Raw genomic sequence first — 12665 nt, forward strand, 5'->3', positions numbered from 1 at the left:
GACGAAAGTCGGGGGTCGGGCCCGCCGTTGGTCCGATGTGCCGGGGGTGGCCGGATTCGTAGGTTCGACAGCGTGATCAGCCTCGAAGGACTCACCAAGATCTACGCCGGGACACGCGCGGTGGACTCGCTCGACCTGACCGTCTCCGCCGGCCGGGTGACCGGCTTCCTCGGCCCGAACGGCGCCGGCAAGTCGACCACGATGCGGATGATTCTCGGGCTCGACGCCCCGACCGCGGGCGTCGCGCTCGTCGACGGCCGCCCGTACGCCGAATGGCCGAGCCCGCTGACGAAGGTCGGCGCCCTGCTCGACGCCAAGGCCCTGCACCCGCGCCGGACCGCCCGCAACCACCTGATCGCGATGGCGCGCAGCAACGGCATCCCGGTCAGCCGTGTCGACGCGGTGCTGTCGACCGTCGGCCTGGATCCGGTCGCCCGCAAGCGCGCCGGACAGTTCTCGCTCGGCATGGGCCAGCGGCTCGGGATCGCCGGCGCGCTGCTCGGGGATCCCGAGCTGCTGATGTTCGACGAGCCCGTGAACGGCCTCGATCCGGACGGCGTCCGCTGGGTCCGCGAGCTGATGCGGTCGCTCGCGGCCGAGGGCCGGACGGTGTTCGTGTCCAGCCACCTGATGAGCGAGATGCAGCTGACTGCCGACCAGCTGGTCGTGATCGGACGGGGCCGGCTGATCGCGGACGCGCCGGTCGCGGAGGTGATCGCGGGGGCATCCCGCAGCACGGTCGCCGTCCGGGTTCCCGATCGGCGGGACCACGCAGTACTGCGGGAACGGCTGGCGGCCGAGGCGGACCGGGTGGAGTCCGCCGGCGACAAGCTGACCGTGACCGGCGTACCCGCGGAGCGGATCGGCGATCTGGCGTACGAGCTTGGCGTACGGCTGCACGAGCTCCATACCGAGCGGGCGTCGCTCGAGGAGGCGTACATGGAGCTGACCGCCGACAGTGTCGAGTACGGGGTGGCGTCATGAGCGACGCGATCCTGCACTTCGCCGACGAGCTCATGTCGTCGTGGTGGATCTACCTGGCGCTGTGGGGGTTCGCCGCGCTGGACGGGTTCTTCCCGGCGATCCCGAGCGAGACGCTGGTCGTCACGGCCGGCGTGTTCGCCGCGTCGACCGGTGAGCCCAACCTGTACGCCGTGATCGTGGTCGCCGCGATCGGCGCCTTCATCGGCGACCACGTCTCGTACGCACTCGGCCGCGGCGCCGGCGGGCGGCTGCTGGACCGGGTCAAGCCAGGCACCAAACGGCATGCGGCGATCCAGTGGGCCCGAAGCTCACTGGAGGAACGCGGCGGACTGGTCCTCGTCGTGGCCCGCTACGTGCCCGGCGGCCGTACCGCGGTCACGCTGACCATGGGCTCGGTGCGCTACCCGCTCCGGAGCTTCACGCCGTACGCCGCCCTCGCCGCCGTCAGCTGGGGCGCGTACTGCACGCTCGTCGGCTACATCGGCGGCAAGGCCTTCGAGGACAACCCGCTCAAGGGCGTCGTCCTCGGCATCGGCCTCGCGCTGCTCGTGACGCTGATCGTCGAGGTGGTCCGGCATCGGCTGCGCAAGCGTAAACCTCAAGTTCAGGTAGAGCCTCAACCAGTGGAAGCAGGGAAACGGTGAACACGGTCCGGTCGGAATGGACGAAGCTGTGGACGGTCCGGTCGAGCTGGCTGAACATCGCTTCGGCCGTCCTACTGACAGCGCTGCTGGGAGCGCAGTACGGCTTCAGCCTCGCCTACGACAGCTCCCACAGCTCCCACGCCACATCGCGGCCGGTGGGTCAGTTCGGCGCCTCGGTGATCCTGATCGTGCAGGTAGTCGTGGCCGCCTTCGCACTGCTGACCGTCACGTCCGAGTACGCCACAGGCAGCATCCGCTCGACCCTGCAATGGACGCCGGTACGCCGGAACGTCGTGCTCGCGAAGGCTGTCGTACTGGCGCCGGTCCTGTTCGCATACGGGATTCTGCTCGCCGCGATCGCCTCTGTGACCGGGGGTCTCGCTGCGGGGTCCTGGGCTGACTGGAGCTCGAGCGGGCTCGTCGTCGACCTGTTGTCGGTCGGCTTCTACGTGACCCTGGCCGGTCTGTTCGTCGCCGGAATCGCCTGGGTGGTTCGCAGTACGGCAGGAACGCTGACCGCTGCCTTCTTGCTGCTCCTGGTCGTGCCGCTGATGCTCGGCCAGAGCTCCTTGCGCGCACTGGTCTGGGTCGCTGCTCTGCTGCCGGGTGGTGCCGGGCAGAACTACCTGACCGGCACCACCGACCCGCTGTCGCCGGCACTGAGCGCGGCTGTCCTGGTGCTGTGGGCTCTGGGCGGTCTAGCGCTCGGCAGCCGCGTGCTGACCCGCCGCGATGCTTGAGATCGCTTCGGCCAGGGACTGCTCGGCCAGCGGTTGCAGATGTGCGAGATGCGGGGAGACCGCGGCCAGATTGAGTTCGGCGCTGATGAAGCGGATGTTGTCGTCGAGAACGCCGTAGTTGGTGAAGTACGCGCGCAGATACGGCAGCTCGTAGTCCCAACCCTCCCGCGGCGTCCCCGGGCCGTAAGCACCGCCGCGGCTGCTGATCACTACTACCTCGGTGTCGCGTAGCGCCAGCGCGCCGGGAAAGGTGATGCGGTCGACCCACGCCTTGAGCGCAGCAGGCAGCGAGAAGTTGTAGAGCGGCGCCCCGATCAGGATGGTGTTGCTTGCCAGTACCTCCCTGATCAGCGGCTCGGTCAGCGCCCAGGCATCGGCCTCTGCGGAGCTCTCGACAAGAGCACCGACCAGGTCGAGTGGTACGACGCCCTCCCGTTCGGAGCGCCGGCCGAGCTGGCAGTACGCCGTGTCGATCGGGGGGACCGGCTCCGCAGCGAGGTCGCGATAGCGGTACTCCGCAGAGTCGTGCTCGGCCCGCCAGCGGTCCGCGAACAGCCCGGTCAGCCTCCGTGTCACCGACTCGTGGGAGCGATTGGCGCTGGAATCCAGATGCAACAGCATGGTCACCTTCGTCGTCTCGGGGTCGTCAGACTGGGTGACGGCGAGTAGCGCGGAAAGGTGACCAAGTGGACGAGCTGACCGAGGCTTTCGAAGCCGAGCGCAGCAAGCTGGAGGCGGTCGCGTACCGGCTGCTGGGCTCGCGCAGTGAGGCCGAGGACGCCGTGCAGGAGGCTTGGATCCGCCTCGACCGCACGGACGGCATCGACAATCTGGGTGGTTGGCTGCGCACGGTGGTGACACGGATCTGCTTGGACATGCTGCGGGGTCGCAAGGCGCCGGCGGAGGATCCCGACGAGCTGGAGCAGTTGCCGGAGGTACGCCGTACACCTGAGGACGAGGCGCTCGTCGCGGACTCGGTCAGCCGGGCTCTGCTCGTCGTACTGGACACGTTGGAGCCGGCGGAGCGGATCGCGTTCGTGCTGCACGACATGTTCGCCGTACCGTTCGCGCAGATCGCACCGATCGTCGAGCGGAACCCGGTCACGACGAAGAAGCTGGCCAGCCGGGCACGTCAGAAGGTGCAGGGCACGCCGTCGGTGCCCGCCGTCGAGCTAGCCCGGCAGCGTCGCGTGGTGTCCGCGTTCCTGGACGCAGCCCGAGCGGGTGACCTCCACGCGATTCTGGCGGTGCTGGACCCGGACGTCGTCCGCCGCGTCGACGCCACGGTGCTGTCCCCCGGCATGGCTGCCGAGGTGCGCGGTGCGCAGGCCGTGGCGGAGGGCACTGTCCTGCTGTCGCGCCGCTCCGACCTGGCCGAACTCGCTCTGGTCAACGGCGAGGTCGGACTGGTCCTGGCACCTCACGGGCGGCTGCTGCTCGCGATCACCTTCACCAGCCAGGCGGACCGGATCACGTCGTACGACGTTGTCGGCGATCCGGACCGCCTCGGCCAGTTGAGTCTTGCTGTCCTCAGCGCGGAGCGTTGAGGGCGATCGTCACCTGCTCCGACACCCGGGCGGCCAGCTCCAGCGCAGCGCGCCGGGTGGCGGGCTGCAGGGCGGAGTGGTCCAGCGGGCCTTCGGCGGCGATGTGCATGTCGGTCGGGATGTCGACGACGGCGGCCGCGCGCGACTCGAAGTACGGGCGGAGCTGCTTCTCGACCTCCTTGTTGACGTCGCCGGGGCCGTTCGAGACCGCGATCACCGCGCGGCGGATCAGCCGCTGCGCCTCGGGACCCTGGTTGTCGAGCTCCTCGAGCATCTGGACGGCGGCCGCGCAGGACAGGCTCTTCCACTTGATCGGGATGACGAGGGCATCCGCCGCCTTCATCGCCTCACGCCAGTTGCTGGAGCCTTCGTTGTTCCCGGTGTCGATCACCAGCACCTTGTAGAACCGGCTCAGCAACCGGTGGATCAGGTCGAAGTCGTTCGCCTCGATCTGCGCGTACGTCGTGGTCGCCGAGGTCAGCACGTCGTACTGACCCGACACCTGGTGCCGCAGGTACGCCGCGACGTCGCCGAGCCGGGCATCCGGCTGGGTCAGCATCGGCATCGCCTGCAGCATGTCGGTCACGGTGGACCGGGAGTTCGTGTCGTGGGTGCGCAGGTGCATGTTGCCGCGCAGCTCGTTGTTGTCCCACGCGACGACACCGCCGCCACGGGCCTGACCGAGCGCACCCGACAGCAACAGCGTGGTCGGCGTCTTGCCGGAGCCGCCCTTCGGGTTGGCCACGACGATCGTCACCGGACGCCGGAAGGCCGTCGCGGCGGTCGCCCGGGCGATCCGCTCAGAGCGCTCCGAGCTGCCCGGACGGAGCTTCAGCATGCTGCGGACACCACGCTCGGCCGGAGCTTCCCGCGGCAACGGCAGCGCCTGGATCAGGTCGTCCGTCCGGAAGGAGAGGTTCTGCGGGGGCTGCGGCGGCTGCTGGCCGGGGATGCCCTGCGGGAAGAAGTGCTGCGCCGCCGGGGACAGCGGCTGACCGCCCTGACCACCCTGACCACGCTGCGGGCCGCCTTGAGCGGGCTGGCCACCCTGACCCGGCTGAGCCGGGGCGGCGCCCTGCTCGGGGCCGAAGCCGGCCCCTGAGCCGTGGAACGACGAACCGCCGAAGACCGGGCTGTTCGGGCCGGCCGGGGCCCGGTCCGGGTTGTCGCCTGCCGGATCGGCGGCGTCAGTCGAGTGCGCCTCGACGTCGGGCTCCTCGTCGTACTCCTCCGGCTGCGTCCACGACGCCGCTGCGGAATCAGCAACCGGCTGCGTCCAGGACGGCGTGGGGGGCGCGGGCGGCGGGGTGGTCTGGGGCTGGGCCCACGGCGCGGGCTGGTCGACGGGCTGGTCGGCGGCCGGTGTGGACCAGGAGTCGCCTTGGAAGTCCTCGGACAGCGCGTCGGGCTGCTCGTCCTTCTCCTCGGCCGGCTCGGTGTCGTTAGGGTCCGGCTGGGTCCAGGAGGGGGTCGGCTGCCACATTCTCCGGACCTCGGCCGCCGCCGCTTCCCGGTCCTTGTGCTGTCCGGAGTTGTGCGAGTCGGTCACGACCTGGATCCCCGATTCTGTGAGGGGGCGGGTGGCCCCTGGAGGCTTGCTGGGTGGTCCCCCGGAGGGTGAGGGCTCCGGGAGGCACCACTATCCCATGACCGGGTGTCCTCACCACGTCACCACCCGGAGCGTTCCGTGACCAGTATCCCGACTGGCGAGGAGCATGCATCGGCCTGACCCGAACCGGTCAGGAGGTGACCAGTCCGGCCTCGTGGGCGACGATCGCGGCCTGGACCCGGTTCTTCACACCGAGCCGCAGCAGTACGGCGCTGACGTAGGCCTTCACCGTCCCCTCGACCAGGTACAGCCGGGCCGCGATCTCTGCGTTCGACAGTCCCGCACCGACCAGTCCGAGCACGTCCAGCTCCCGTGGACTCAGGATGGCGACCTGCTCCTTCGCTGCCGCCGCCCGGGCCATCGCGCCACCACCGGAGCCGGCACTCAGCTCCGCGATCACCCGCTGGGCGACCTTGGGTGACAGGTACGCCGCCCCGTCGGCCACTGCCTTCAGACCGGCGATGAGCTCGCGGGGGTCTCCTGACTTGAGTAGGAAGCCGCTCGCGCCGTCGCCGAGCGCACGGGCGATGTAGGCGTCCTCCGAGAACGTGGTGAGGATGACGACCGCGGTCTCCGGCACGGTCCTCCGGATCTCTGCGCCGGCAGCGAGTCCGTCCATCCGCGGCATCCGGATGTCCAGTACGGCGACGTCCGGCCGATACCGCCGTACCGCTTCCACGGCCTCGACGCCGTCAGCTGCCTCGGCAACGACCTCGATCTCGTCGTCGGTACCGAGGATCGCGCGGACCCCGGCCCGCACCATCGCCTCGTCGTCGGCGAGCATCACCCTGATCATCCGTTCCCCTCCGGGGTTGGTGCGACCGATCCGCTCGCCACGACCGCTTTCGCGACCAGTGCGCCGTCGGCGAAGCACAGGCGGTAGACGTAGTTGGTGGAGAACGGAGCGGCCGGGCGGTAGTACCGGCAGCTCCAGCCGGCCGGCGGCGTGTATCCCTCCGACGGTGCGTCGATCATTTGCATCCGTGGCAGCACCTTCGCCACCTCCGGCTCGGGCTGACCGATGGTGAGCCGGTCGTACTGCGCTGGCCGCAGGATCGCGCTGTAACCGGCCACGAGGTAGTAGCCAAGGGCAACCGCACCTACTACCGCTCCCAGCAGCAGTGGCGCGGCGATGGCAGTGATCAGGCCGCGCTGGGCGCTCCGCCGTACCGTGGCTCGCTCTACTGCTGCTGTTGGTGGCTCCGGTCGACCGCCCGCTCTGGGCATGGTCGCACTGACTGCGAAGCCGCCATCTGGTCGCGGACCGGCTGTCAGTGCGCCACCTGCGAGCCGGACCCTCTCTCGTAGGCCGTCCAATCCTCGCCCACCGGATGGTGCAGCCACCGGTCTCGCCGCGCCGGAGTCTCTGACCTCGACCTGCACGTCCTGGTCGTTGGTGGTCACGTTGACTGTCACGGATGCACCGGGTGCGTGCTTGCTCGCGTTTGTCAGCGACTCCTGAACCACGCGGTGTACTGCGCGATCCACCATCGGCGACAGCTCACCGTCGACATCCTCGGTCAGCTCGACCGACAGTCCGGAGGCTGCGGCGCGCTCCACCAGCGCCCGCACGGTTTCGTCGTGGGGCATGGTCGGTGCGCCCTGATCACGCAGTACGCCGACGATCTCACCGAGCCGTTCGGTGGCGGTGGCTGCTGACTCACGCAACTCCCCCGCTGCCTGACGGTGCGCGTCGGGCAGCGACGGGTCGAGCTCGAGCGCCGCAGCACGCAGTGCGATCAGGCTGAGCTCGTGGCCTACCGAGTCATGCATGTCCTCGGCGATCCGCGACCGTTCACGCAGGCGCTCCTGGTCGATCTCCATCTGCTGCTCGCGCTCGATCCGCTCGGCCCGCTCCCAGCCGGCGGTTGCCAACAGCGCCTGCTGGGCGCGGTACCGCCCGATCAGCCAGGGCAGTACGACGAGCAGCAGAGCGAGCAGGAGCATCAACAGCCACGTCAGAACGGCTTCGGTGGCCTGGGCGCCCCGGCGTACGGTCAGAGCGAGGATCAGCATGCCGAGCAGCGACCAGCTGCACAGCATGACGAAGTGCTTGAGCTGTGTCTCGCGCCGGCCGGCCAGATAGCTCAGCACGCTGATCGCCGGTACGAGCGCGATCTGCACGCCGTTCGTCGTACCGAGGGCGAGCGCCAGGATGACGATCTCGGCCCACGCCACCGCAGCCAACGCAGCGAGCGGCCACCTTCGCCGGCTGTAGACGGCGAACGCCAGTACTGCGATGCACGCAGCGCGGAACCAGTACGGATCGTGCCGTGCGCCGCTCTCTCCGAGCACCATGAAGCTGAACGCGGCCCACAGTCCCACGTCCCCCAGGCGCCGCCACTTCATGCCGTAGACGCTACACAGTCGCGAGAAGCTCGCCCTACTGCCGAAAGTCAGGTGCGGCCTCGACGATCTCGAACGGCACCAGCGAGAGGTTCGGCACCGTCTCGCCGCGGAGCTGGGCCAGCAAGAGGTCGACGGCGCGACGTCCCATCTCGGTCTGGTTCTGGCGGATGTGCAGGTACGGCGGTCCGCCGATGGAGTCGCCGGGCGAGTCGAAACAGGCGACGACCCGATCGCCGAGGACGCGGTCGACCATACGAGCCAGGTTGTACTCACATGCGAAGTACGCCGTCACCTGCGGCATGCGGTCGCGGAACGCCCGGATGACGTCCAGGTCGGCGCGCACGCTTTCCGGCGTCGTCGAGCCGGGCAGTGTGCTGCGGAGGTCGGTCAGCTCGTACGCATGTCCGTGGCCGGTGAAGGCTGCGCGAAAGCCATCCAGACGGTCCTCGATGGAGGAGGTGTTCACTGGCGGTGGCGAGACGAAGGCAATGTGTTCATGGCCCTGGTCGAGCAGGCGGGTTGTCAGTGCGCGTGCAGCCGCCACGTTGTCCGTGTGTACGGCGGCTACGGGGATGCCGGCCAGGTGTCTGTCCACGAGAACCACGGGGAACCCGTCCAGGACCTGACGGAGCAGACTGGCGTTGTAGAAGTCGCCGTGCACCGGGAACACGATCAGGCCGTCCACAGTGGCTACGAGCGAGTCGACAGCCTTCTCCTCGTCGGACTGGCGCCCGTGGGTACGCCGTACGACCAGGTGGGCGTTGTACTCCGCGCAGCGCTCCTCGATCGCGTTGAGCAGGTCCAGCCCGTACGCCTCGGACATGTCCGGGACGATCAGCGCGATCGAGCGCGCCTCCCGCCGCGGCGTCGGCCGGAGCGGGATGGTCAGGTCGGTGAGATCCGGTAGCCGGCGTACGACGAACGTGCCCTTGCCGCGGATCCGCTCCACCAGACCGGCCTCACGCAGTACCTCCAGGGCACGCTTGGAGGTGATCCGGCTGACCCCGAACTGGGTCGCCAGCTCCATCTCCGACGGCACCCGGTCCCCCGGCCGGAGGGCGCCACGCCGGAGCTGCTCCAGGACGTGAGCGCAGATCCGCTCGTACAGCAGTGCCACCTGCGTGTCCCCTCGCCCGTTGTCTGGTTGACATATCCAATCATCCCGGACTGTCGGCGGCCCGTGGCAGCCTTCGGGCATGGACATCACCGGAAAGGTCGCAATAGTTACCGGAGCCGCGGTCGGCATCGGCCGCGCGATCGCCCAGCGCCTCGCTGCGGCGGGTGCGTCGGTGGTGGTCGCGGACCTCGACGCCGCGGACGGCCGGCGTACGGCGGAGCTGATCGGGCCGTCCGCGCGGTTCGTGCAGGTCGACCTGCGCGACGACGACGCGGTCGGCGAGCTGATGGCGTGCCAACCACAGATCCTGGTCAACAACGCATGCGGCGGCGCAGTGGTGAACGTGGGATCGACTGCTGGGTTGGGATTCGGGCCGCACGTCTCACCGGAGTACAGCGCTGCCAAGGCGGCTCTGATCCGGCTGACGACGACGTTGGTTCCGCTCGAGGCCGTGACCGACGGCGTGGTCCGTTTCGTCGAGGACGAGACCCTCGCCGGACGGGTGCTCCGGCTGGATCGCGGCGCCGCTCCGGAATTACTAGCGGCGACCCTGTCCGCCTGACAACATTCGGCCATGACCCGCCCTCCGGTGCATCCCTTCGCTGCGCGGCCCGTGGTGGGCGTGGCGTTGCTCGTCGGTGTCGTGCTGACCGCGCTCTCAGGTCGCTACGGCTACCACCGCGACGAGCTGTACTTCATGGTCGCCGGCAAGCACCTCAGCTGGGGGTACATCGACCAGCCGCCGCTGACCCCGCTGATCGCGCGCATCTCCACCGCCATCTTCGGTGACACCGTGATGGGGCTGCGGGTGCTGTCGACGCTGAGCAGCGTCGCGACGATCATCGTGATCGCGCTGCTCGCCCGCGAGTTCGGCAGTGCCCGGCGCGGGCAGGTGCTGGCCGCGATCTGCGCTTCCGTGTCCGGGTTCGTGCTCGGCGTCGGGCACATGGTGTCCACAGCGACGTACGACTTGCTCGCCTGGATGCTGATCGGGCTGTTCGCGGTGAAACTGCTGCGCACCGGCGACGGCCGCTGGTGGCTCGCGCTCGGACTGACGGCCGGCATCGCCTTGGAGAACAAGTACCTCGTGGTGCTGCCGGTCGGCGCCCTGCTCGTGTCCGTACTGATCGTCGGACCACGCAGCGTACTGCGCTCGTGGTGGCTGCTCGCAGGTGTCGCCGTGGCCGGGGTGGTCGCGCTGCCGAACGTGCTGTGGCAGTTCCAGCACGGCTGGCCGCAGCTCACCGTCGCCGGCGGGATCAGCGAGGACGACGGCACCGAGAACCGGATCATGTTCATCCCGCTGCAGATCCTGCAGCTGTCGCCTTTCCTGGTCCCGATCTGGATCGCCGGCTTCCTCCGGCTGTGGCGGAAGCTCCAATGGGCGCGCTCGGTCGCGCTCGCCTATCCCGTGCTCTGCGTGATCGTCCTGATCGCCGGCGGGAAGTCGTACTACGCCCTGCCGCTCCTCCTCGTCCTCGTCGCGGCCGGTTGCGAGCCGACGCTCCGGTGGGTCGATAAGCACCGCGTCCAGGCTGTCGTCGGATTGGTGCTGACGGCGTTGACCTCGGCGCTGTTCACGCTGCCGGTGCTGCCCGCGTCCGCCGCCGACTTCGTCATCCCGGTGAACAAGGAGCAGGGCGAACAGATCGGCTGGCCGGCGTTCACTGCGTCGGTCGCGACGGCGTGGGAGCAGATCCCGCCGACGGAGCGGTCGACTGCAACGATCTTCACCAGCAACTACGGGGAAGCGGGCGCGCTGCGGCGCTACGGACCTTCAGATGGTCTGCCCACGGCGTACTCCGGCCACATGAGCTTCGCCGATTGGGAGCGCCCGCCGGACACGAACACCGGCCCGGTCCTACTCGTCGGCGTTTACCCGACATCGGACTTCCGGGACTGCAAGCAGGTCGGGACCATCGACGCCATCGTCTCGAACGACGAGGACGGCGCGACGCTGTTCGTGTGCGCGTCGCCCGCGGAGCCGTGGTCCGCGCTGTGGCCGAAGCTCCGCCGGTTCTACTGATGGATCTGGTAGAGATTCCGGCCGGGCTGATCTTCCTCCGCGACGATCGGGTCGGCCGTCGGTGGCATGTCGACGTGACCGCGTTTCGTCTCGGGCGTTGTCCGGTGGCGACGTCCGACGTACCGCTCACGGGCGTCAGCTGGTACGACGCTGTTGCCCTGTGCAACGAGATGTCGGTCGATGCCGGGCTTCCTGTCGCCTATGAGATCTCCGGCTCGGACGTCGCTTGGGACCGGGCTTCACCGGGGTATCGGTTACCGACTGAGGCGGAGTGGCAATGGGCTTGCACGGCGGGCGTTCCGGCGTACCGCTATGGAGAGCTCGACGAGATCGCATGGTACTCCGCGAACTCCGGCGGGCGGGTGCACAGTGTGGGCCAGAAGGCGGCCAACGCGTGGGGGCTGCACGACATGCTCGGGAACGTGTGGGAGTGGTGCTGGGATCTGTACGATCCCTCCGCCTACGGTTCCTACCGCATCTTCCGCGGCGGCGGGTTCGACGACCCGGAACGCTCCGTCGGCTCGACCGTTCGCCGCCGCTCTCATCCGACGTTCGCGATCGAGGATCTGGGCTTCCGCGTCGCCCAGTCGATCACGGCTTGAGCGCGAGTTTGCCCACGGTGACGCCGGCTTCTAGCTCGGCGAGCACCTTCGGGCCGTCGGCGAGGTCGTAGACGGTTGGCCTGCCGGGCGGGTACACGCCCGCGTCGATCAGCCTTTGCAGCTCGGCCATCACCTCGGCGAACAGGTCCGGCGCGTGCTGGATGAACGTGGTGAGGTGGTGCCCGATCACATGCACCGGATGCTTGAAGTTCAACTCCCAGTTGCTGATCGACGACTCCCCCGCCGCGGCGCCGATCACGATGACCTTCCCCGTCACGCGCCGGGCAACCTCGACACTCCGCCGGAACGTCTCACCACCCACCGACTCGAGTACGACATCAACGCTGCCGCCACTCACCTCGGCGTCCAGCTCGCCGAGCTCGATCACGCGGTCCGCCCCAAGCCGCCGTACGACGTCATGCTTCGCCGCGGACGCCGTGGCGATCACCGTCGCCCCGTAGTACTTGGCAATCCGCACCGCCGCTTGGCCGACACCACCCGCGGCCGCGTGGATCAGCACCGTGTCGCCGGTCGTCAGCTGCCCCAGGTGGCGAAGGGCAGCCAGCGCCGTCGCCCAGTTCAACACCAGACCAAGCGACTGCTCGTCCGTCCAACCAGTCGGGACCGGCACCACGTCGCTCATCACCATGTACTCCGCGAACGCGCCGTACCCGGTCCCGATGACATGCTCGCCCACCGCCACGCCGGTGACGTCGCTCCCGACAGCAACAACCTCACCTGCCGCCTCGAAGCCGGCCAGGTAAGGCGGCCGCGGCCCACCGTCGTACGTCCCCCGCGTCTGCATCACATCCGCAAAGTTCACCCCCGCGGCCCCCACCCGCACCAACACTTCCCCCACCGAGGCCACCGGCACCCCAACCTCAACCACCCGCATATCCCCCGGCCCACCCACCGAAGCCTGCTCCAACGCACGCACGACATGCCTCCCAATTGTTAGATCCGCACCGTACATCTGTTCGACGCAAATCTAACACCACCATTAACCGTTGGCAGCCGGCCAAGCTCCCCCGGTAACTTCCGGGCACC

General features: G+C 69.0%; 13 protein-coding genes. 7 read left to right on the plus strand and 6 right to left on the minus strand.

Features of this window, described 5'->3' with window-relative positions:
- The first annotated feature begins 72 nt into the window (after positions 1-72).
- The 3 genes from ABT313_RS23030 to ABT313_RS23040 are packed head-to-tail and all read left to right on the plus strand — an operon-like array spanning position 73 to position 2368.
- Positions 73-984, plus strand: coding sequence for an ATP-binding cassette domain-containing protein (locus ABT313_RS23030; protein WP_350857263.1), 912 nt, complete (start codon positions 73-75; stop codon positions 982-984).
- Positions 981-1628: a DedA family protein gene (locus tag ABT313_RS23035; RefSeq protein WP_350857266.1), complete on the plus strand. Its 648-nt coding sequence runs from the start codon at positions 981-983 to the stop codon at positions 1626-1628. The genes ABT313_RS23030 and ABT313_RS23035 overlap by 4 nt, the downstream gene beginning before the upstream one ends.
- On the plus strand, positions 1625-2368 hold the full coding sequence (locus tag ABT313_RS23040) for an ABC transporter permease (RefSeq protein WP_350857269.1): 744 nt from the start codon (positions 1625-1627) through the stop codon (positions 2366-2368). The genes ABT313_RS23035 and ABT313_RS23040 overlap by 4 nt, the downstream gene beginning before the upstream one ends.
- On the opposite strand, the gene ABT313_RS23045 is transcribed toward ABT313_RS23040, so the two are convergent.
- Complete coding sequence (locus ABT313_RS23045) at positions 2327-2989, minus strand: FMN-dependent NADH-azoreductase (RefSeq protein WP_350857272.1); 663 nt, start codon at positions 2987-2989, stop codon at positions 2327-2329. The genes ABT313_RS23040 and ABT313_RS23045 overlap by 42 nt on opposite strands.
- Positions 2990-3054: 65 nt before the next feature.
- Here ABT313_RS23045 and ABT313_RS23050 point away from each other — a divergent pair, with 65 nt between their 5' ends.
- Complete coding sequence (locus tag ABT313_RS23050) at positions 3055-3915, plus strand: sigma-70 family RNA polymerase sigma factor (RefSeq protein WP_350857275.1); 861 nt, start codon at positions 3055-3057, stop codon at positions 3913-3915.
- Here ABT313_RS23050 and ABT313_RS23055 read toward each other — a convergent pair.
- From ABT313_RS23055 to ABT313_RS23070, 4 genes are all read right to left on the minus strand, one after another.
- Positions 3899-5464, minus strand: a complete 1566-nt coding sequence (locus tag ABT313_RS23055; protein ID WP_350857279.1) for a MinD/ParA family ATP-binding protein — start codon at positions 5462-5464, stop codon at positions 3899-3901. The genes ABT313_RS23050 and ABT313_RS23055 overlap by 17 nt on opposite strands.
- Before the next feature lie 190 nt (positions 5465-5654).
- Complete coding sequence (locus ABT313_RS23060; RefSeq protein WP_350857282.1) at positions 5655-6320, minus strand: response regulator transcription factor; 666 nt, start codon at positions 6318-6320, stop codon at positions 5655-5657.
- Complete coding sequence (locus tag ABT313_RS23065; RefSeq protein ID WP_350857285.1) at positions 6317-7873, minus strand: sensor histidine kinase; 1557 nt, start codon at positions 7871-7873, stop codon at positions 6317-6319. The genes ABT313_RS23060 and ABT313_RS23065 overlap by 4 nt, the downstream gene beginning before the upstream one ends.
- A gap of 34 nt (positions 7874-7907) precedes the next feature.
- A complete protein-coding gene (locus ABT313_RS23070; protein ID WP_350857288.1) occupies positions 7908-8990 on the minus strand; it encodes a GntR family transcriptional regulator in 1083 nt (360 codons plus the stop codon).
- Positions 8991-9069: 79 nt separating this feature from the next.
- On the opposite strand from ABT313_RS23070, the gene ABT313_RS23075 reads away from it, so the two are divergent.
- Genes ABT313_RS23075 through ABT313_RS23085 form a run of 3 tightly spaced genes read left to right on the plus strand, consistent with a single transcriptional unit; the run spans position 9070 to position 11618 of the window.
- Complete coding sequence (locus tag ABT313_RS23075) at positions 9070-9552, plus strand: SDR family NAD(P)-dependent oxidoreductase (RefSeq protein WP_350857291.1); 483 nt, start codon at positions 9070-9072, stop codon at positions 9550-9552.
- Between the two features lie 12 nt (positions 9553-9564).
- On the plus strand, positions 9565-11016 hold the full coding sequence (locus ABT313_RS23080) for an ArnT family glycosyltransferase (RefSeq protein ID WP_350857296.1): 1452 nt from the start codon (positions 9565-9567) through the stop codon (positions 11014-11016).
- Positions 11016-11618: a formylglycine-generating enzyme family protein gene (locus ABT313_RS23085; protein WP_350857298.1), complete on the plus strand. Its 603-nt coding sequence runs from the start codon at positions 11016-11018 to the stop codon at positions 11616-11618. Before ABT313_RS23080 ends, ABT313_RS23085 begins: the two co-directional genes overlap by 1 nt.
- Here ABT313_RS23085 and ABT313_RS23090 read toward each other — a convergent pair.
- Positions 11608-12513, minus strand: a complete 906-nt coding sequence (locus ABT313_RS23090; RefSeq protein WP_350857843.1) for a zinc-binding dehydrogenase — start codon at positions 12511-12513, stop codon at positions 11608-11610. The genes ABT313_RS23085 and ABT313_RS23090 overlap by 11 nt on opposite strands.
- Positions 12514-12665 lie beyond the last annotated feature (152 nt).

The sequence above is a fragment of the Kribbella sp. NPDC000426 genome (assembly GCF_040300265.1).
In the GTDB taxonomy this organism is placed as follows: Bacteria; Actinomycetota; Actinomycetes; order Propionibacteriales; family Kribbellaceae; genus Kribbella.